20 protein-coding genes and 3 tRNA genes are annotated in these 18,445 nt (G+C 46.7%); 10 read left to right on the top strand and 13 right to left on the bottom strand.

What is annotated here, in order from left to right:
- The first annotated feature begins 227 nt into the window (after positions 1-227).
- From K0036_RS04420 to K0036_RS04385, 8 genes are all read left to right on the top strand, one after another.
- A complete protein-coding gene (locus tag K0036_RS04420; protein WP_173693730.1) occupies positions 228-389 on the top strand; it encodes a hypothetical protein in 162 nt (53 codons plus the stop codon).
- 49 nt (positions 390-438) lie between these two features.
- Positions 439-511 (top strand) — tRNA-Ala (locus K0036_RS04415).
- A 129-nt stretch (positions 512-640) separates the two neighbouring features.
- The gene (locus K0036_RS04410; RefSeq protein ID WP_025644971.1) at positions 641-976 is read left to right on the top strand and encodes a sporulation initiation factor Spo0A C-terminal domain-containing protein; all 336 of its coding nucleotides are present in this window, start codon (positions 641-643) and stop codon (positions 974-976) included.
- 99 nt (positions 977-1,075) lie between these two features.
- Complete coding sequence (locus tag K0036_RS04405) at positions 1,076-1,231, top strand: hypothetical protein (RefSeq protein ID WP_004608390.1); 156 nt, start codon at positions 1,076-1,078, stop codon at positions 1,229-1,231.
- Positions 1,232-1,247: 16 nt separating this feature from the next.
- Positions 1,248-1,397: a hypothetical protein gene (locus K0036_RS04400; protein ID WP_173693729.1), complete on the top strand. Its 150-nt coding sequence runs from the start codon at positions 1,248-1,250 to the stop codon at positions 1,395-1,397.
- Positions 1,398-1,537: 140 nt separating this feature from the next.
- A tRNA-Pro gene (locus K0036_RS04395) sits at positions 1,538-1,612 on the top strand.
- Between the two features lie 3 nt (positions 1,613-1,615).
- Positions 1,616-1,686 (top strand) — tRNA-Gly (locus K0036_RS04390).
- A 101-nt stretch (positions 1,687-1,787) separates the two neighbouring features.
- The gene (locus K0036_RS04385; RefSeq protein WP_025644973.1) at positions 1,788-2,723 is read left to right on the top strand and encodes a D-2-hydroxyacid dehydrogenase; all 936 of its coding nucleotides are present in this window, start codon (positions 1,788-1,790) and stop codon (positions 2,721-2,723) included.
- Positions 2,724-2,761: 38 nt separating this feature from the next.
- Here K0036_RS04385 and K0036_RS04380 read toward each other — a convergent pair whose 3' ends face one another.
- From K0036_RS04380 to K0036_RS04325, 12 genes are read right to left on the bottom strand one after another with little or no spacing between them, the layout of a single operon-like run.
- The gene (locus K0036_RS04380) at positions 2,762-3,184 is read right to left on the bottom strand and encodes a potassium channel family protein (protein WP_220430834.1); all 423 of its coding nucleotides are present in this window, start codon (positions 3,182-3,184) and stop codon (positions 2,762-2,764) included.
- 13 nt (positions 3,185-3,197) lie between these two features.
- Positions 3,198-3,659, bottom strand: coding sequence for a signal peptidase II (locus K0036_RS04375; RefSeq protein ID WP_173693728.1), 462 nt, complete (start codon positions 3,657-3,659; stop codon positions 3,198-3,200).
- Entirely contained in the window at positions 3,660-3,950 is a 291-nt protein-coding gene (locus K0036_RS04370) for a hypothetical protein (protein WP_025644977.1), read from the bottom strand.
- A 34-nt stretch (positions 3,951-3,984) separates the two neighbouring features.
- Positions 3,985-5,688, bottom strand: a complete 1,704-nt coding sequence (locus K0036_RS04365; protein WP_025644979.1) for a S8 family peptidase — start codon at positions 5,686-5,688, stop codon at positions 3,985-3,987.
- 58 nt (positions 5,689-5,746) lie between these two features.
- Entirely contained in the window at positions 5,747-7,006 is a 1,260-nt protein-coding gene (locus K0036_RS04360; RefSeq protein ID WP_220430833.1) for a cation:proton antiporter, read from the bottom strand.
- Positions 7,006-8,433 (bottom strand): ATP-dependent Clp protease ATP-binding subunit ClpX, encoded by a 1,428-nt coding sequence (gene clpX / locus K0036_RS04355; RefSeq protein WP_025644983.1) that lies wholly within the window; start codon positions 8,431-8,433, stop codon positions 7,006-7,008. The genes K0036_RS04360 and clpX overlap by 1 nt, the downstream gene beginning before the upstream one ends.
- A gap of 15 nt (positions 8,434-8,448) precedes the next feature.
- The gene (gene ligA, locus K0036_RS04350; RefSeq protein ID WP_244095198.1) at positions 8,449-10,422 is read right to left on the bottom strand and encodes an NAD-dependent DNA ligase LigA; all 1,974 of its coding nucleotides are present in this window, start codon (positions 10,420-10,422) and stop codon (positions 8,449-8,451) included.
- Positions 10,373-11,116 (bottom strand): pseudouridine synthase, encoded by a 744-nt coding sequence (locus K0036_RS04345; protein ID WP_220430832.1) that lies wholly within the window; start codon positions 11,114-11,116, stop codon positions 10,373-10,375. Before K0036_RS04345 ends, ligA begins: the two co-directional genes overlap by 50 nt.
- A complete protein-coding gene (locus tag K0036_RS04340) occupies positions 11,100-12,281 on the bottom strand; it encodes a DHHW family protein (protein WP_220430831.1) in 1,182 nt (393 codons plus the stop codon). The genes K0036_RS04345 and K0036_RS04340 overlap by 17 nt, the downstream gene beginning before the upstream one ends.
- A gap of 8 nt (positions 12,282-12,289) precedes the next feature.
- Positions 12,290-13,696 (bottom strand): MBOAT family O-acyltransferase, encoded by a 1,407-nt coding sequence (locus K0036_RS04335; RefSeq protein ID WP_220430830.1) that lies wholly within the window; start codon positions 13,694-13,696, stop codon positions 12,290-12,292.
- Positions 13,697-13,714: 18 nt separating this feature from the next.
- Positions 13,715-14,200 (bottom strand): DUF4358 domain-containing protein, encoded by a 486-nt coding sequence (locus K0036_RS04330; protein WP_173693795.1) that lies wholly within the window; start codon positions 14,198-14,200, stop codon positions 13,715-13,717.
- Complete coding sequence (locus K0036_RS04325) at positions 14,200-14,997, bottom strand: GDSL-type esterase/lipase family protein (RefSeq protein WP_025644994.1); 798 nt, start codon at positions 14,995-14,997, stop codon at positions 14,200-14,202. Before K0036_RS04325 ends, K0036_RS04330 begins: the two co-directional genes overlap by 1 nt.
- Positions 14,998-15,106: 109 nt before the next feature.
- Here K0036_RS04325 and K0036_RS04320 point away from each other — a divergent pair, with 109 nt between their 5' ends.
- Together K0036_RS04320 and K0036_RS04315 are read left to right on the top strand one after the other, a co-directional pair.
- A complete protein-coding gene (locus tag K0036_RS04320) occupies positions 15,107-15,577 on the top strand; it encodes a DUF5721 family protein (RefSeq protein WP_220430829.1) in 471 nt (156 codons plus the stop codon).
- A 350-nt stretch (positions 15,578-15,927) separates the two neighbouring features.
- Positions 15,928-16,260: a DUF3784 domain-containing protein gene (locus K0036_RS04315; protein ID WP_220430828.1), complete on the top strand. Its 333-nt coding sequence runs from the start codon at positions 15,928-15,930 to the stop codon at positions 16,258-16,260.
- Between the two features lie 98 nt (positions 16,261-16,358).
- On the opposite strand, the gene htpG is transcribed toward K0036_RS04315, so the two are convergent.
- The gene (gene htpG, locus K0036_RS04310) at positions 16,359-18,419 is read right to left on the bottom strand and encodes a molecular chaperone HtpG (RefSeq protein ID WP_220430827.1); all 2,061 of its coding nucleotides are present in this window, start codon (positions 18,417-18,419) and stop codon (positions 16,359-16,361) included.
- Positions 18,420-18,445: the final 26 nt, after the last annotated feature.

Below are 18,445 nucleotides of genomic sequence, written 5' to 3'. Positions count from 1 at the left end.
ATAATGGTATGGCAGTATCAACTTAAGGAATTCTTAAATTCAAGAACGCGCAATGAGATTAGGATGCATATTCGCCATGGAAACCATACTGTTCTCCTGATTTTCTATTACATTTTTAAGAACTCCTTAAATTGTAGTGCCCAAATATTAAAAATACTTATATTCCATATATTTCCTTTCCCAACAGTGCTCTATCTGGTTTATGATAGTAATAGGAGGTGCATTCTATGGATGATATTAAAAAAATTATTAAAACAGCATTTGTCCAGGAGGCAGACAGAACATTAAAAGAGTTGAAAGAGGAAGACACTCTTCGCCTCTCCACAGAGGATAAAGACGCAATGCGTATCAATCTTCAGAAGATGATTGATGATTCAGAACGGAAATAGTAAAATTACTGCTTTTCATCTGCCAGTTTCCATGCTATAATCTCGGTATGGGGTATTAGCGCAGTTGGGAGCGCGCCACACTGGCAGTGTGGAGGTCACGGGTTCAAGTCCCGTATACTCCATTTTTTTATTTCCTATTTCCAAGCCGGTCGAATCTCGACGAGTTCAATATACTTTTGTCATTTCTCCCAATTCCCGGACTTTTCCATATAAAATCTATATGCCGACTATTGGAGGAAAGGAGAAAAAGTATGGAAAAGTACATAAGAAAACTTCTGCTGAATCTGGGAATCCGCTCGACCTATCAAGGTTTCCGGTACTTGCAGTACGCCTTGCTGCTGTGCTTGGAAAATGATGAATATCTTAGATCGATCTGCAAGTTCTTGTATCCAGATATTGCCAAAAAGTTCAGCACTACCGTGGATAATGTTGAACATTGCCTGCGAACTGTCATTTCCTATTGCTGGTATCACGGCAATCGCAGATTCCTAATAGATATCACTGGATATCCGCTCAGCGATAAACCTACTAACAGCGAATTCCTGGACATCTTGTATAATTATCTGAAATTCTTTCCTGAAGGATAACCCGTCACACGGGTATCCTTCACTTCAACTTAGGGCCCCTGCCAAATTCAAAATTAATAAACCGGCCGCTTTCTGCACATACTATAGCGAGGTGATTATATGGCATCCTATGTATCCCCGGCAATCCGGGACAAATTCGAATCACTGTCTATTAATCTTAAAAACTGTATCCTGGAACGGGATGTAAGGCTGGAATCCATCCACGACTTAATTCACGTTCTGGAAGATATCGTGGCAGAGGGAGAGGCAGAATAGGCAAGGAGGATTACGCATGATAGAGATAGTTGAAGCACCTATTCCAACGATTTCAGACAAGCAGAAGGATAAGGAATCCAATGACGAACGTCTGAATCCTACAAAGGCAGTGGAACCGCTGCCAGAATCCGAGCGGCCTAGGAAAGACGGCCCGGGAGGAGAATAAGAGGGAATGCCAGCCATGGGATACTTCATGGCTGGCATTTTTTTAACATTCTTTGCAATTAACTCTTGATATTTGTTTCCAAAAATGGTATTATTTATTTCGTTCACAGCGTGAAACGTTCACAATCAGATAAGTTACTACGGGGTGTGGCTCAGCTTGGCTAGAGCGCCTGGTTTGGGACCAGGAGGTCGCAGGTTCGAATCCTGTCACCCCGATATGCGGGTGTAGTTCAATGGTAGAACACCAGCCTTCCAAGCTGGATACGTGGGTTCGATTCCCATCACCCGCTTTTTTCATACCCGATTCTAAGTATTCTATTTTCCTAATCAGTTTCCTGTGATATAATTTTCCAATATACTGATAAATGAATATGTAAGGGAGGCTTGTTTTATGAAAATCGTGTTCCTGGATGTAAAGACCATTGGCGAAGACATCGACTTGTCCGGCTACGACCAGCTAGGCGAGGTGGTGAAGTATCCTTTCACTACTTCCGAGGAAGTCCCTGGGCGGGTCGAAGATGCCGATGTAATAATTGTAAATAAGATACAGGTAAATAAATCTACTATTGGGAAGGCCCGAAACCTGAAGCTGGTCTGCGTGACTGCCACAGGAACCAATAATCTGGATAAGGACTATTTAAAAAGCCGCAATATTGCATGGAGGAATGTTGCCGGATATTCAACGGAATCCGTCGCGCAGCACACCTTTGCAATGCTGCTCTTCCTGCTTGAGAAACTTCGGTACTATGATGATTATGTAAAAGAAGGCCGCTATACCAATGATACGATCTTTACGCACTTTGAAGAACGGTTTTATGAGTTGCATGGCAAGACCTTTGGGATCATCGGGCTTGGCAATATCGGCAGGCGGGTAGCCTCTATTGCGGAGGCCTTTGGGCTAAATGTCATCTACGCCTCTCCCTCCGGCAGCGCCCCACAGGATGGCTACCATCAGGTAGACCTCGATACTTTGCTTGCCTCTTCCGATATTATCTCCGTACACGCGCCGCTCAATGCGCATACGGAAAATTTGATTGATGCCCGGGCATTTCAGAAGATGAAGAAAACCTGCATCTTTCTGAACCTTGGCAGAGGTCCCATCGTTGTCGAGCAGGATCTTGCTGCCGCCCTGGAGCAAGGCGAGATTGCCGCCGCAGGCTTAGATGTACTTTGTACGGAGCCAATGAGTCCGGACAATCCTCTGCTTCGCATTACAGACAGCAGAAAACTTTTCATCACTCCTCACGTGGGCTGGGCCAGCGTCGAGTCCAGAACCAGGCTTATGGGAATTATACTGGGCCAGGTAAAAGAATTCTTCTGCCTATAGCAGATTATAAAGAAAAGAGGCAATGCCGCCATTGCCTCTTATAATTTAAACTTACGGCTCTTCACCTTCTCGGATATCTCTTTTAATTCATCCTTGGACAATTCATCCAGATGTTCCAATTTGTACATAAAAGCTTCCCCGCTGTCCCCATTTTTGAAATTCACCACTTCCATGTAATAAGTGGCGACAATCCCTGGTATGATCGCAAGCACGATGACCCCATACAGGCCCAGTATGATTGAGGCAGTCCTTCCAATGACAGTCACTGCCGTAAAATCCCCGAATCCAATCGTCGTAATTACGGAAAAGCAGTACCAGATAGACTCTCCATACCGATGGATCCCCAGCTCCGCCAGCATAATGACAAGCGCGCTTATCAAAAAATACATTCCAAATCCCGTTACGATCTTATCAGCATGGGTTCTTTTTAATATCGACCAGAATATCTTTCCCTGTCTCATATGTACGTACGCCCTATTTCCTTCCATTTTTCAGCGCCAGCAAGACTGCCCCCAGAAGGATATAGAAATCCCCCAGATTGGCCGTCAGCCTTGCAAGAAACTGATTTTTACTCCTGATTCCGATATAATCAATGACCTTCCCTCTTGATAGCCGATCAAATATATTACTGGAAGCGCCTGCCCCCAGAATAGCCATGCCCAGTTTCTCAGTGAAATGTCCTTTTCTGGCAAATGTCCACGCGCCGCATGCAAGCACGCCTGCCCCCGCCAGGATGGATACCGTCTTAATCAGCGCAGGATGGCTTTCCAGGGAATTCAGCAGGAATCCCTTGTTATACACCTTGCGTATGACCACTTTTCCTCCCGGCAGTTCTTTTTCTTCCCCGGGCCTGATAGTTTCTTCTACGTGCTGCTTAAGCAGCACATCCAGGCCCAGCAGTATTGTAAATGTGCCGGCAACTATTAATGATAGCATCTATATATCCTCTTTGATTCTTACAATCTCTTCTTCCTGTTTCTCAATCTCTTCCTCGCGCTTCTCAATGTTGCCGCAGAGTTCGATATAATCGGTATCCGGAATCTCTCCTTTTTGGAACTTGTCATATACCATGCGTCCCAGATCCATGAGATCCCTGTCATTCGCACGCTTCAAAGAGCGGATGTCTCCTTTGATCTTCTGGATCTCAATGGTATCTTCCGTCTTCTTTCCCAGATCGCTTGCCACATCTGAGATTCGTTTCCCTAATTCTTCAAAAAAATCTGCCATCTTTTCTTCTCCTTTTATCCTTTGATATTATCATTTATATTCTCCGCAGCGTATCTAGAGCACGATACAGATCCAGTGTTCCATATCCCCATTCCTTGTTCGGATATTCCATTGACGGCCTCTGGTTTACGCCCAGCAGAATGATGCTTCTTATCTGGCTGGAGTTCACGCCGCGCGCTCCCGGCTCATTCAGCAGCCATTCCATCAGAAGCGCCACCGCTCCTGCCGTGATCCCGGCAGATATGCTTGAACCGCTTTTGGTAACGAATCGTCCGTTTAATCCCGCACCTGTAACCATCACCCCAGGCGCTGCGAAATCAGGTTTGACTAATCCATCTCTAGTATAACCTCTCCCTGAATTAATATCAACTCCATTCTCCCGCCCATTATAATAGGCCACCGTCATTGCTGATCTGCTGGTTCCTGGTTCCGTAAGCGTCGTGTCGGGATTGGATTCCAGAAAATAGACTTCGCCGGACAGGAACTCCTGAATTGGAAGCCAGATATGAAAATCTCCCTCTGCAATCTGAACAGGCTCCACATTGATCTGCCAGATGCCTGGCACAGGATTCTGAAACCGCAGAAATATCAGCTGGGAATCGTTATTTTCCAAAAGAAGACGGTACTCGACCGATACCTCCGTCTTCTCAAAGGCAAATCTCAGATTATACCGGTCTCCCTGCCTTATGGATATCTGCCTTGTCCGTTCCCCGGAGGGCGAAGTGATGGAAATCGTCACCACATTGGGAAGCATCGTCCATAATTCGGTAACAAAGCCTTCCACGCCATCTCCTACGCGAATCTCCGCGCTAGTCTCTTCGTTAATTCCATCCAGCATATGGTAAAAATGATGCCGCTTGGCCGCCTCATTTCCAGTGCCAATTACTACGCTGCGGTTTAATATATAGGAATAGGCATCCAGCATGCCAGACAGCAGAGACGTCCCATTATGCCCTCCGAAGTTGGTTCCAAGGGCAATGCACATGACAAGAGGCAGATTCCTTTCCCGCGCCAGATCGTTCAAGTACTTCAGTCCCAGCATAATATCGTTCTCCTGAAAGCAGACCGCATCGCTGCGTATGGCATAAAAATCCTTCAAGTAACTCTTTGCAGGCTTTAATTTTACAACGGCAATCGTGGATTCGGGCGCAGCTCCAAGAAAGCGGTTTGGAACGTCCGCGCTTCCAGCTGCCACGCTTGCAAGAAAGGTCCCATGTCCATTCATATCCATGCTGGGCACAATATCCAGCGGATTCTCGGAGCGGAGAGCCTCATTGATCCTATCCTCCGTGTATTCGCTCCCATAATCAAGTCCTTCCGGAGGCGTACCATCCTGGATCGTCTGATCCCATATCCCTGCGATCCTTGTTGATCCGTCAATATTTGTAAATACCGGGTTCCTATAGTCAATACCTGTATCTAGAAAACCAATCATCACGTTGCTCCCCATCAGCTGAAGCGTCGGATAGTTCTGAACCGCACTGATTCCTGCTATGTTCAAAGTCTCCATATCCAGAAGCGCATAGCAGTTCGGGATAGAATTATACCAGTATTCCCGGATTGTAAGCGGAGGCAGTATGCTGTTATCAATATAAACCGCGCGATAGCCAAAGTCCATCTCTTGGTAGCAGGACCGTTCCGGCGGCACCTGGTCCAAGTCATCCATCCGAAAATTTGGGATCAGAAAATCCCAGTAATCCTCTGACAGAATCTTATCCCGGCATGTTTCTCCATCCATAAAAATACCCCATATACTTTTTAATAAGTATATGAGGCATTCTATTCCATATGTCAGATTATTTGGCTTCTCCGCGAAGGATGGCCGCGTCTTCGTAGTAGCTGGATACCTCCTGTTCCTTCGGGACAGGCAGATCCGGGCCTTTTTTGAATACAATCTTCAGCAATATAGGCGTAATAATCGTTGTAACTACCACCATGATAATGACCGGTCCTAAGAAGGCCGTCCCAAGCAGTCCCAGTGAGGCTCCTTTGCTTGCCACGATCAGAGCCACCTCTCCACGGGAGACCATTCCCACGCCAATCCGCTTATACTGGTAAGGCTTGTACCCGCACGCCTTAGCCCCCAGCCCGCAGCCAATGATCTTCGTAATTACCGCTACGATGATCAGCAGCAGGGAGAATATGACGATGGTAAGCGACATCTTGGGCAATACTACCTTCAGTCCTATGCTGGCAAAAAACACGGGAGAAAGCAGCATATAGGACAGCGTATCAAACTTTGTCTCCACGAATACGGATCTCTGGGTATTGGATATAATAAGGCCTGCCAAAAACGCGCCGGTAATGTCCGCTACGCCAAAGAATTCTTCCGCTGTATATGCCATCAGAAGGCAGAATACGAAAGCAATGATAACATGCCTGTGCAGATTTTTGGGCGCGGACTCTGTCCATTCCTTGTACACCTTATAGAATATAAAGCCGACAACTGCGGAAAAGACAAGGAAGCCCACGATCTTCAGCAGCACGACCCAAAGTTTCACGGAGGAATCTGCCAGGCTTGTAACGATCGTCAGCGCTATGATTCCAAGGATATCATCAATAATCGCCGCTCCAAGGATCGCATTTCCAGATCGCGTCTTTAACTTTCCTAATTCTTTCAGCGTCTCAACCGTAATACTTACGGAAGTAGCCGTCAGCACGATACCAATAAAGATATTCTGGAGGAAGATGCTTCCACCTGCATCCGATGCGATCATGCCCGGCTTGTTGAAGAAATATGCCAGGGCAAATCCGCCGGCAAGCGGCACCAGCACGCCACAGAGCGCAATGATAAAGGATGCCTTTCCACTGGCCTTCAATTCCTTAATATCTGTCTCCAGGCCGGCACAAAACATCAGGACGATTACTCCCAGTTCCGCCACTGCCTTGATAAAGTTTGTCTCCGTCAACACGCCGCACATGGCCGGGCCTAAGATAAGTCCGGCCATAAGCGCCCCCACGACTTGCGGCATCTGTACCTTTCTTGTTGCCAATCCCAATAATTTTGTACACAGCAATATAACTGCCAAATCCAATAGATAACTATAATCACTCATTACTGTATCCTTGCCACGTCCTGGCCCCTCAGCATGATAAGAGGCCCTCCCGTCCCTTCTATGTATTCTCTCGTTATGGTCACCTGGCCAATGCTGTCATCTTTCGGTATCTCATACATAATATCCAGCATGAACTCTTCTATAATTGCCCGAAGCGCCCTCGCCCCGGTGTCTTTCTTCATTGCCTTTTTGGCAATCGCCTCCAGCGCGCCGTCGTCAAAAAGAAGATTCACTTCATCCAGCGCCAGAAGTTTCTGATACTGCTTCAAAATTGCGTTCTTAGGCTCTTTGAGTATCTTGATCAGCATATCCTCATTCATGCCCTGAAGCGTAAATACGATTGGCAGACGCCCCAAAAACTCCGGAATCATTCCGAAATTGCGAAGGTCCTCCGTCGTCACTTTCTCAAGTATCGTCTTGTCATGGTCATATTTATCCTTAAGATCCGCTCCGAATCCAATGGAGGACTGTTTGGTCAGACGTTCCTTGATAATACCTTCCAGATCCGGAAACGCTCCTCCGCAGATGAACAGGATATTCTTCGTATTCACCGTCGTAAGCGGCACCATAGCGTTCTTGCTGTTGGCGCCTACCGGCACTTCGACATCGCTTCCTTCCAGCAGTTTGAGCATTCCCTGCTGTACAGACTCGCCGCTTACATCCCGCTGGCTGGAGTTCTTCTTCTTGGCAATCTTATCAATCTCATCGATAAAGATGATTCCCTGTTCTGCTTTCTCTACATCATTTTCAGCTGCCGCCAAGAGCTTGGATACGACGCTTTCGATATCATCTCCTATATAGCCCGCCTCCGTTAGAGATGTGGCATCCGTAATAGCAAGAGGCACATCCAGAAGCCTTGCCAGCGTCTTGACCAGATAGGTCTTGCCGGAACCGGTAGGCCCGATCATCAGCATGTTGGACTTCTCAATTTCTATATCATCCATCGTATCCGTAGCAACCCGCTTGTAATGATTATAGACCGCGACGGACATAGCCTTCTTGGCATATTCCTGTCCCACCACATAGTCATCCAGCTTTGCCTTGATCTTGTGAGGAGCAGGGATGTCCTTGATATTAATCAAAGGCTTTTTCTCCTCCCCTTCTTTTTTCTTCTTAACTTTCTGCTGCTTGGGGATATTCTGCTCCATATCAGCCATATTCAGTATCTGCACCCCCGGCATATTCATCAGCTGGCTGTAGTCGATCTGCCCATTGCTCATGGCGTCGAAACTTTTCTGCATACAGTCGCTGCACACGCAGATATTATTTGGCAGCTCTATCATCTTGCCTGCAACGCTCTCCGGACGCCTGCATATGAAGCATACCTTCTCATATTCATCGTCATCCTTCTTCGTATCTTCTACTTCTACCTGCGTATCTTCTACTTTCTCAACTTCATTCTCGTTCTTATTGTCCTGATCAGACATCTTCTTCCCTTCTTTCTACTTGTCCCGGCCTTCTTCCACCATCTTAAGGAAGGTCTCTTCCGATATGATCGGAATGCCAAGGTCGTTTGCTTTCTTATTCTTGGACGATGTGCTTGTCACATCATTGTTAATCAGATAATTGGTCTTGGAAGTAACCGAACCTGTCACCTTGCCTCCCAGGCTTTCGATCAATTCCTTTACTTCATTGCGGTTCGCAAAATGCTCCACGCTGCCTGTAATTACAAAGTTGACCCCATTAAATATCTGGGCAGCGCTGTCTGCTTCCTCCTTTGGAATTATGAGTTCCGCAAGAAGATTGCGCAGTCTTTCTCTGTGAACATTGTCGGAAAAATAATCCACGAACGCGGTCGCGATTACCTCCCCAATGCCGGATATGGCGTTCAACTCTTCTACCGTAGCCTTGAGCATTGCCTCCAGATCATACTGGAATTCTTTGCATATCATCTTGGCATTGGCAAGCCCGATGTTCGCGATTCCCAGGCCGTAGATTACCCTTGGAAGGGTTGTGGTCCTGGCTTTCTCAATGCTGTCTATCAGATTCTGGTATGACTTTTCGCCGAATCCTTCCATGGTCTGAATCTCTTCCTGATAGCGGTCCAGATGGAAAATATCCGCATACTCTCTAATATACCCCATTGAAATGAATTTTTCCAGTGTTGCTTCAGATAATCCTTCAATATTTAACGCATCCCGGCTGACGAACAGGGCAAAGGACTTGACATGCTTTGCCTGGCAGTCTGGATTGATGCAGTATAATGCCTTGGCGTTGCTGACCTGCCGGACTTCCGTCTGCCCCTGGCAGACCGGACAGTTCTTTGGAATATCCTTGACTCCGCTTCTCGTTAAGTTCCTGGCAATCTGGGGAATGATCATATTTGCTTTATATACTTCAATGGTATCGCCTACGCCTAGTTCCAGTTCTTCCATAATGCTGATATTGTGGACGCTGGCACGGCTTACGGTGGTTCCTTCTAATTCAACAGGCTCAAATATAGCGACGGGATTAATAAGCCCTGTCCGTGACGGACTCCATTCGATCTCCAAAAGCCTTGTCTCCTTTAACTCGTCCGCCCACTTAAAAGCGAACGAATCCCTTGGAAACTTGGATGTCCTGCCCAGTGACTGCCCATACGCTATATCATCATATACTAGCACAAGTCCATCGGATGGGAAATCATTCTGGGCGATTTTTTCTGAAAATTTAAGAACTTCAGCCTCCACCGTATCCTGGGTTACTTCCTGAAACTCTACCACCTCAAATCCCTGCTCCATCAGCCAGTTCATCTGCCTGGCTCTGGAATTATAAAAGTCTACCCCTTCTGCTTCCACAAGAGAAAAAGCGTAAAACTTCACATTACGCTTTGCCGTTATCTCGTTATTGAGCTGCCGGACGGAGCCGCTGCAAAGATTCCTTGGGTTCTTGTACCTGGCATCCACATCCTCGATTTCCTCATTGATCTTCTCAAAGTCTTTATATCCGATGACTGCCTCGCCTCTTAAGATTAATTGGCCCTGGTAGGCAATCTGCAGAGGAATATTCTTAAATACCCTGGCATTGTTGGTGACTACTTCGCCTACCTCTCCATTTCCCCGGGTAACCGCTTTAAAAAGTCTGCCCTCCCGGTAAGTCAGGACGATGGTCAGCCCATCCATCTTCCAGGACATCAGCGCCTTCTGATCTCCCACGAATCTTTTCAGTTCTTCGACGTCCTTCGTCTTATCCAGGGACAGCATGGGTCTTTCATGCCGCTCTTTTGGCAGCTCGCTTAATACTTCGTAGCCGACATTCGCTGTCGGGCTGTTGGACAGGGTGAGTCCAAGTTCTTCTTCTAGCTTCAGAAGTTCATCGTACAGCCGGTCATACTCATAATTGCTCATGATCTCTTCGGCATCCTGATAATAGGCGCGTCCTGCCTTATTAAGAAGTTCTACTAATTCCTGCATTCTGGCTTTCTTTGACTTGTCCATATAATTCCTTTAACTCCTGCTCTGTCAATTTTCGATAGGCGCCTGGCTTCAGGCTGCCCAGTTCTATATTCATAATCCTTACTCTTACCAGTCTTTCCACTTTGTATCCGAGAGCCTCGCACATCCTTCTTATCTGGCGGTTCAGCCCCTGGGTCAGCGTTATCGAGAAGGTATATTTTCCAAGTTTTTCCGCCTTGCATGGCCGGGTGACCACGTCAAGCTGCTTCTCTTTATCTACGATCCTGACGCCTTCTTTCAACTTGCTGATGAAATCTTCCGTCACCGGCTTGTTCACCGTCACCTTGTATTCCTTCTCATGACCATGCCGGGCGCGCATCATCCCGTTGATCAGGTCCCCGTCATTGGTCATGATCAGCAGTCCCTCCGAATCTTTATCCAGCCGTCCCGCATAAGTGACTCGGACCGGATACTTCAGATACCGGATAATATTCTTCTTTTCCCGGACATCTTCCGTACAAACAATCCCGGCAGGCTTATTCACCGCCAGGACGATTTTTTCCGTATTGCTTTTTATTACTTTTTTTCCGACTTTTACTTCCTGGCCATCCGCAACCTTCATGCCCGGAACAGCCCTTTGTCCATCCACCCTCACCTGGCCGCTCTCGATCAGCCGGTCGGCCTCTCTTCTGGAACAGACGCCAGCGTCGCTTAGATATTTATTCAGTCTCACCATTTTGCAATACTCCACTTATACTGTTATCTTCTACAAAAGTATTTCCATTATACAGAAACAGCACGCTTGTTATCTTATTTTCCTTCATGACTTCCTTGATATCGCCGTAATAGTAGCGGGGATCCAGAACGATTATCTCCCTGTAATAAGGCGTCAGGAATGGGATCAGGCAGTTGGCATAAGAATCCTTGATCACCAGCAGCCGGTCCGTGGTATCCGCCGTAGTCCTGATATCTATCATGGAATAATTGCCACCCAGGAATAACGCGTACTTATCCTTTTCCTGCAACTTCGATCGGTCGTACAATGTGGCGGTCTTTTTCTTTTCGTCTACATAACTGACCACCACCTGCGTCGCCTCTTTTTCTTTCTTAGGAACATAGATATAGATAGGCTCCTCGTAGCCTGTCTCATATCCGCTGGTGGCTGACAGAGTTCCGTTAAACGCATTGGTCACTGCATATGCTTTCAGTTTCGGGCTTTTCCCGGTATCCAGCTTCATCGTTTTGGCCAATTCCTCATATGCATAGTATGCCCCAAGCGTGGTCCAGTGATGATCCGTATGATAATAGATCTCTTCTTTCTTATGGGCTTTCAGAGCCTTGCCTGCATCCACCCAGGTGATCTTATCTCCCAAAGTCTTTTTGATCGCATCAAATGTAGCTTCCTGATTCTCCGTTACCGCAAAATTAGGCAGCCTCTCTGAAAGAATATTGGCGGCATTGGGAACCAGCATCATATACATGGGAATATCTTTATACTCTTTTTCAAATTCCCGGATAGCCTTCAGATTCTGCTTCATCTGCTCCTGATTAGGCTTGGCGATATCTTCCAGAAGATACTTCTTATCTCCCTTAAACACGCCGTTAGACTCCCGTCTTCCGGCTATCAGATCCACCCGCGTCTTAAATGCCACCCAGAAGTTCCTTCCGGCAAACTGGTCCGACTTATAGGATTCATACTGCTTCATATATCTCCCGCTCTCGATTCCCGTCCAGGATAGTTTCGGCTTCTGCTCCAGCATGCGGTTCTCCTTCTCGGAGAATTCCTTATCTCTGACAAGCACGTTCACCAGGCAGAATAACATCAAAAACCCGATGAACAGTATCGCCATGGCCTTCCTATTATACAGTTTTCCCTTCTTTCGCTGTCTCGTCTGTTTCATTGCGTCTCCTAAAATCTAAAATACAGGAATGGGTTGTAAGTCTCTGTCACCAGATATGCCACACACAGCAAAAACATCATGCCATATAGGATGCATCCTACAGCCATTCTTACTTGGCCTTTGCGTTCAAGCAGTCTTTCGTACGTCCGGTGCACCAAAGGGGTAGAGCCAAGAACCAGGACTACCCACAGAATTGCATTCGTAAAGAATAGATACAGGCCTTCCTTGTCGATAAAGCCATGGGCGCCTGCCCCAAACATTACTTTCAGGTACCCGAATGCATTTCCAAGGCCGGGGCTGAAGAAGAATACCCAGCCGATCATCACCAGAAGCAGGCTGTAGATATGGCGCAATACTCCTGGCAGTTTCTCAAGGAATCTCCCAAGAAAATACTTCTCAATAATCAGCAGGATTCCATAATACAGTCCCCACGCCACAAAGTTCCAGGCTGCCCCATGCCATAGTCCTGTGAGGAACCAGACAACCAGCAGATTGCGGATATGCTTCGCCGTGCTTACCCGGTTTCCCCCCAGAGGTATGTATAGATATTCCTTGAACCAGGTGCTCAGAGAAATGTGCCATCTGCGCCAGAATTCCGTAATGCTTTTGGAAATGTACGGATAATCAAAGTTCTTTAGGAATTCGAACCCGAACATCTTGCCAAGTCCGATTGCCATATCCGAATATCCGCTGAAGTCGAAGTATATCTGGAAGGTATACGCAGCGCACCCAAGCCATGCGCTGAGTACGGACATCTTCCCCGGTTCCAGCGAAGTGACTTCTGTAAATACCATGCCAATGGTATTCGCCAGCAGTACCTTCTTTGCCAGACCCCGGATAAAGAACATGGCGCCGTCGCCGAATTTGCGAAAGGACTCTTGTCTGGAATGCAGCTGCCTCTCAATATCCGAGTATCTTACGATCGGGCCTGCGATCAGCTGTGGGAACATGGTCACATACAGGGCAAAGTCCATAAAATTCTTCTGCGCCTTCACATTCTGGCGATATACATCTATAATATAGGAAAGGATCTGGAAGGTATAGAAAGAGATCCCGATGGGCAGCGCTAACTCCCTGTACGGAATATCCACCGGCAGCACGCGGTTCAGGCTGTCCAGCAGAAAGCCTTCGTATTTGAAGAATCCCAGAATTCCAAGGTTCACGACCAGGTTGAAGATCAGGCTTCCCCGGGCCGCGCGCTGGTTCTTAAGATTCCTCGCAATGTCAAGTCCGCTGATATAGTTGAATATAATGGAAAATATCATCAGGAATATATATACTGGCTCTCCCCAGGCATAGAAAACAAGACTGCAAAGAAGAAGCACCACATTCTTCAGCCGTCTTGGTACAAGATAATATAAGATTAATATCACTGGTAAAAATGTAAATAAAAAAACGATACTACTGAATAACATGCCGTCCTAACCCTTCTTCTACATACTTTTCTTAAAAGCCCTATAGATGCTGTCCGCATCCTCCGAAACAGCCATTAAAAGATAATAGCCTCTGCTATCCAGTACCGCCGAATTAATTAGTTTTGTCTGCTTCGCTCCATAGCCCTCGAAACTTGTCTTCTGGGTGTCCAGACGCTTTCTTGCGGCTTCTTCCACGGCCTCGGCCTGGGACTTGTCCTTTAGCTTGACCACCAGAATCTCATTCACGCTCATGACATCATCCGGAATATACAGCATGACCCCGTCATAATCGCTGGCATTCAGCCTATAATATTTCTTTAAATCCTGGGTCGTCCCCTTCTTCATCCCTTCTGTCTTGGCAACAGCCAGGATATTCTTGCTTATCGTCTTTACCGGCACCTCATTACCGCCCTCCCGTGACAGGAGAAATACGATGTAGACGATAAATACGACGACCATTCCATATTTTAATATGTTAAGCAAATCTATCTTCCGCTTCTTCATCACAAACCTGCGACCTCCGCCATATGGTTCACCCATTCCGTATAGTAATCCGGCTGCATATGGATTCCATCTTCCGTATAGTATTCTTCCTTTACCAGGCTTCCGTTGTCAATGAACGTCACATCCTCTTTTTCGCACAGCGCCTCCAGCGCCTTATTATACTCGCCGATGTTGCCATACCATTCGTTCTCATCGATCACTGACTGTTTCACAGGAAGTATGCTGTTGACGTATATCCTCGTATCTGGCAATGATTCCTTCAGCCGGTCAAGCACCGCCTTATATGTTTTGGCAAAAGCCTTGGCATCTCCCCTGGTCGCCTCGATATCATTCATCCCGTATGCCAGGAACAGCACTTGGGGCTTTAATTCTTCTGCTTTGGCAAGATGTTCCTCAATCTTATTATCCGCCGCCTCGCTTACCCCGGTTCCGCGGTCAGCCTGCACATAAGCCGCGTCCAGGATTCCGAATTCAGACAGCCCCTGCGTGACGGAATCCCCCAGTACGAGCGCATTGGCAAACTTCTCGCTTGCCGGACGGCTGGCCCACTCCTCGTCTGCCTGCCGCTCCGCTTCCTCCAGTTTCTGGATCTTCTTATCTACCTTCGCTACATCCGTCTGTTCCATCTGCTTTAGCTTCTGGAGCCCTTTCTGCGTATCTGCCTTTGGATTCAGGACCTTTACTACGACAACAATGATTCCTATGACCAAAAGGATGACGGCTACCGTCACCGCGATACGCAGCACCGCATCTTTCTCTTCAATTTCTTTTACTTTTCTTTTGTCTCTATCTCCCACGGCTGCTGCCTTCTCCCTATTTGCACATATAGGAATATTGTACTGTTTTTCCCTATAAAAGTCAAACCTATGCTATACTATTAATCAGAGTTAGAAAAGGAGTTTTCATATGGACGTTATTACATTATCAGCAAAGACCTGTATGGCCCACCTTCTCCTGAAGGAAACCTTTGACCAGTTTTCCTTTATTGAAGGCGAGATCACCACATTCAATAAATTCACCCTGGATGGCTTCCTTCAGAAGGATTTCTTCGATGACGCCCCAACGCGCTCGCACTCCTACTGGAAGGAGGTGCGCGAGCTTTGCTTTGCCATCATACGAGGCAGGCGCACCCCGCTAAGCTTCAAGATTATCCTGTCGCTGGCCCCGGAAAACTTTGCCGCTTTCCTGGAGAAGCACCAGATTGGCGCCTGCCGGGCCGAAGACATTCAGGGCTTGTACCTGAACTTCCACTATGACGGGACAACGCTGCAATGCATCACCGGCACCTCCATGCACACCTTTACCATGGATAAGACGCTGGAGCGGGAATGGGATGCTTATGTAGGGAAAATGCTGGGGAACTGGCGGGAGTTGTAGGAATTGTGGTGATTGGCGGGCGCCCGGGAGGGGAGGAGGGGATTCTTCCGACGCTTTCTGAGACTCCGACTAATGCACTGATCTGTAAGGCCGCGAAAGAGTCGTCGGCTGACTCCTCTTTTGCGTCCCAACATCTCAGGCATGGATTCTGCGTCTCAAACGCTTACCTACAGAATTCCCTCCTCCCCTCCCGGGCTTGCGTCAATTTGTTGGCAATTCTACGTAGAGTGCGGGCAGAAAGTTATGGGGGTTTGCCGGGATTGTGTGATATTACATAGATTTCATTCGTTAAAAAGGCTTGAAATTCATTGTGTTTAGTATAGATAAAATACAAAGTTAGGGGTGTTCTTATGAATGTTGGATTTATTACTTTGGGGATTTCTTGTTTGCTGTTTTTGTTTTTGGCTTTGCTGTTTACGATTTTGAAGGGAAGGGCCGCGATATTGATCAGCGGCTTTAATACGATTCCCAAATATCAAAGAGAACTGTATGACCAGGACTGGATGAGCAGGGACCAGAGAAATGCCTTTTTAATCTGGTCGGGCATTATGGGAATTGGCGCTATCCTTTCGTACTTTATATCGCAGTATATGGGAGTGATCGCATTTATTGTATGGCTGATCATGTTTTTTAAGGATGTACATCTGGATGAAGAAAAAGCATTTGGCAAATACAAAAAATAAAATGAAATGTAAGAGTCTGAGGCAGAAGGCTTAATTAAGCCGACTGTCTCAGACTCTTATCGTTTAGAAAAATAGCCAAAGACTGTAATTCTATTCTCCTACTTCGTCAGAAGCATCATGATCTCATTGCTTCTCTTTACAAATGCCGTCATCTCTTCCGGGCTTAACGGCTTGTGCGCCAGCATTGCCAGATCATAGAGCTGCTTGCAGATAATGCTGGTATTCTCGCTGTCTTTGTGATCTACCACGTACTGTACCAGCGGATGGTTCGCATTCAGGATCAGGGTGCTCTCTCCGCCCATATTCATTCCGTCCATGCCGTACATCTTCATCATTTCCTGCATACGGCGGTTCTGCTCTGACAGAGTGATCATGGCTGCCATATTGTCATCCTTGAGTTTCTCGATCTTTACATCCAGCTTGTCATTTTCCAGTTCCTTGCGGAAGATTTCAATCAGGCTGTCAGAGGTCTTCTTAAATTCTTCTTTCTCTTCTTCCGCCACTTCTTCCTTAATGGTATCCGTCACGTCAGCGTCGATCCTCTGGAAGCGGATGGCCGGGTTTCGCTGCTCCAGCTGCGTAATAAATGGAGAATCAATATTATGTCCCAGTATTACCGCATCCTGTCCTTGACTCTTGAACAGGTTGATGTACTGGCTCTGCTGCACTTCATCGGTAACATAGTAGATCGTCGTCTTAATCTCTTCTACTTTGTTCTCATCGCTGCCATCAGTATTCTCTTCTTCCTTCTTGTCATTTGGCTCAACTACCTCTCCGCCGTTTTCTTCTATACAATCTTTCAGCGTCAGATATTTGTGATCAATATTCTTAAAGAGGATTGCATCCTTCATCTTATCGCAGAATTTCTCGTCTTTGAGGCATCCGAATTTGATAAACGGGCTGATGCTGTCCCAGTATTTCTCATAATCTTCTCTCTTTGTCTTACACATTCCGGACAGCTTATCCGCCACTTTCTTGGAGATATAGTCCGCTATCTTATTGACAAATCCGTCATTCTGCAGTGCGCTTCTGGATACGTTCAGCGGAAGGTCCGGGCAGTCGATGACTCCCTTTAATACCATCAGGAATTCCGGTATGACTTCCTTGATATTATCGGCGATGAATACCTGGTTGTTATACAGTTTGATGGTTCCTTCTATAGAATCATATTCGGTGTTGATTCTTGGGAAGTATAAGATTCCCTTTAAATTAAATGGATAGTCCATATTCAGGTGGATCCAGAACAGAGGCTCTTTATAGTCCAGGAATACCTTGCGGTAGAATTCCAGATAGTCCTCATCCGTGCATTCATTCGGATGCTTCGTCCACAGAGGCTGAATGTCGCTTAAGGATACCGGACGCTTCTGGATCTTTACCTTTTCCTTAGCCGGCTCTACTTCCACCATTTCCTTTTCGCCGTCTTCATTTTCCTTTTCTTCCATCTTGGCATCTTCGTGAATATGCTCGATGACTACATCATCTTCTTTCAAATACGCCTCATCGATGGTCTCATACTCCGGTTCCGCATTTTCCTTGGAAAGGAAGATCTCAACCGGCATGAAGGAACAGTATTTCTCAATGACTTCTCTTACACGGTACTCATTGGCAAATTCCAGGCTGTCTTCATTCAGGTACAGCGTCATGGTGGATCCTACCTCTGCCTTGGTGCCATCTTCCATCTCATATTCCGTGCCGCCATTGCTTGCCCAGTGAACCGGGGTAGCGCCTTCCTTATAAGACAGCGTGTCAATATGCACTTCATCCGCTACCATGAAGGCTGAATAGAATCCCAATCCGAAATGGCCGATCATATCATCTTCCGTCGTCTTGTCCTTATACTTTTCCAGGAACTCTGTAGCGCCGGAGAACGCGATCTGGGTAATATATTCCTCTACCTCGTCAGCCGTCATTCCGATACCATTGTCTGTGAACTTCAGCGTCTTTTCTTCTGGATTTACCTCAATCTTGATGCTGGGCTTATAGCCATCCGGAAGCTGGTATTCCCCCATCATATCCAGCTTCTTAAGTTTCGTGATCGCGTCGCATCCATTGGATACCATTTCGCGCACGAAAATGTCATGGTCTGAGTACACCCATTTCTTTATAATTGGAAATATGTTTTCACTGCTGATAGATAAACTGCCTTTTTTTGCTGCCATCTTTATCACTCCTAATTCTTTGTAAT

Source organism: [Clostridium] scindens (assembly GCF_019597925.1).
Lineage (GTDB): Bacteria > Bacillota > Clostridia > Lachnospirales > Lachnospiraceae > Clostridium_AP.
The sequence above is the reverse complement of the archived record's forward strand: the minus strand, read 5'-3'. Positions and strand labels throughout refer to the sequence as shown.

Coding starts and splice junctions, on each gene's coding strand:
- K0036_RS04315 (WP_220430828.1), top strand. CDS start 15,928: ATGAATGTTGGATTTATTACTTTGGGGATTTCTTGTTTGCTGTTTTTG.
- clpX (WP_025644983.1), bottom strand. CDS start 8,433: ATGTCTGATCAGGACAATAAGAACGAGAATGAAGTTGAGAAAGTAGAA.
- K0036_RS04335 (WP_220430830.1), bottom strand. CDS start 13,696: ATGTTATTCAGTAGTATCGTTTTTTTATTTACATTTTTACCAGTGATA.
- K0036_RS04340 (WP_220430831.1), bottom strand. CDS start 12,281: ATGAAACAGACGAGACAGCGAAAGAAGGGAAAACTGTATAATAGGAAG.
- K0036_RS04410 (WP_025644971.1), top strand. CDS start 641: ATGGAAAAGTACATAAGAAAACTTCTGCTGAATCTGGGAATCCGCTCG.
- K0036_RS04320 (WP_220430829.1), top strand. CDS start 15,107: ATGGACGTTATTACATTATCAGCAAAGACCTGTATGGCCCACCTTCTC.
- K0036_RS04370 (WP_025644977.1), bottom strand. CDS start 3,950: ATGGCAGATTTTTTTGAAGAATTAGGGAAACGAATCTCAGATGTGGCA.
- K0036_RS04420 (WP_173693730.1), top strand. CDS start 228: ATGGATGATATTAAAAAAATTATTAAAACAGCATTTGTCCAGGAGGCA.
- K0036_RS04405 (WP_004608390.1), top strand. CDS start 1,076: ATGGCATCCTATGTATCCCCGGCAATCCGGGACAAATTCGAATCACTG.
- htpG (WP_220430827.1), bottom strand. CDS start 18,419: ATGGCAGCAAAAAAAGGCAGTTTATCTATCAGCAGTGAAAACATATTT.
- K0036_RS04345 (WP_220430832.1), bottom strand. CDS start 11,116: ATGGTGAGACTGAATAAATATCTAAGCGACGCTGGCGTCTGTTCCAGA.
- K0036_RS04380 (WP_220430834.1), bottom strand. CDS start 3,184: ATGAGACAGGGAAAGATATTCTGGTCGATATTAAAAAGAACCCATGCT.
- ligA (WP_244095198.1), bottom strand. CDS start 10,422: ATGGACAAGTCAAAGAAAGCCAGAATGCAGGAATTAGTAGAACTTCTT.
- K0036_RS04330 (WP_173693795.1), bottom strand. CDS start 14,200: ATGAAGAAGCGGAAGATAGATTTGCTTAACATATTAAAATATGGAATG.
- K0036_RS04385 (WP_025644973.1), top strand. CDS start 1,788: ATGAAAATCGTGTTCCTGGATGTAAAGACCATTGGCGAAGACATCGAC.
- K0036_RS04365 (WP_025644979.1), bottom strand. CDS start 5,688: ATGGATGGAGAAACATGCCGGGATAAGATTCTGTCAGAGGATTACTGG.
- K0036_RS04375 (WP_173693728.1), bottom strand. CDS start 3,659: ATGCTATCATTAATAGTTGCCGGCACATTTACAATACTGCTGGGCCTG.
- K0036_RS04400 (WP_173693729.1), top strand. CDS start 1,248: ATGATAGAGATAGTTGAAGCACCTATTCCAACGATTTCAGACAAGCAG.
- K0036_RS04360 (WP_220430833.1), bottom strand. CDS start 7,006: ATGAGTGATTATAGTTATCTATTGGATTTGGCAGTTATATTGCTGTGT.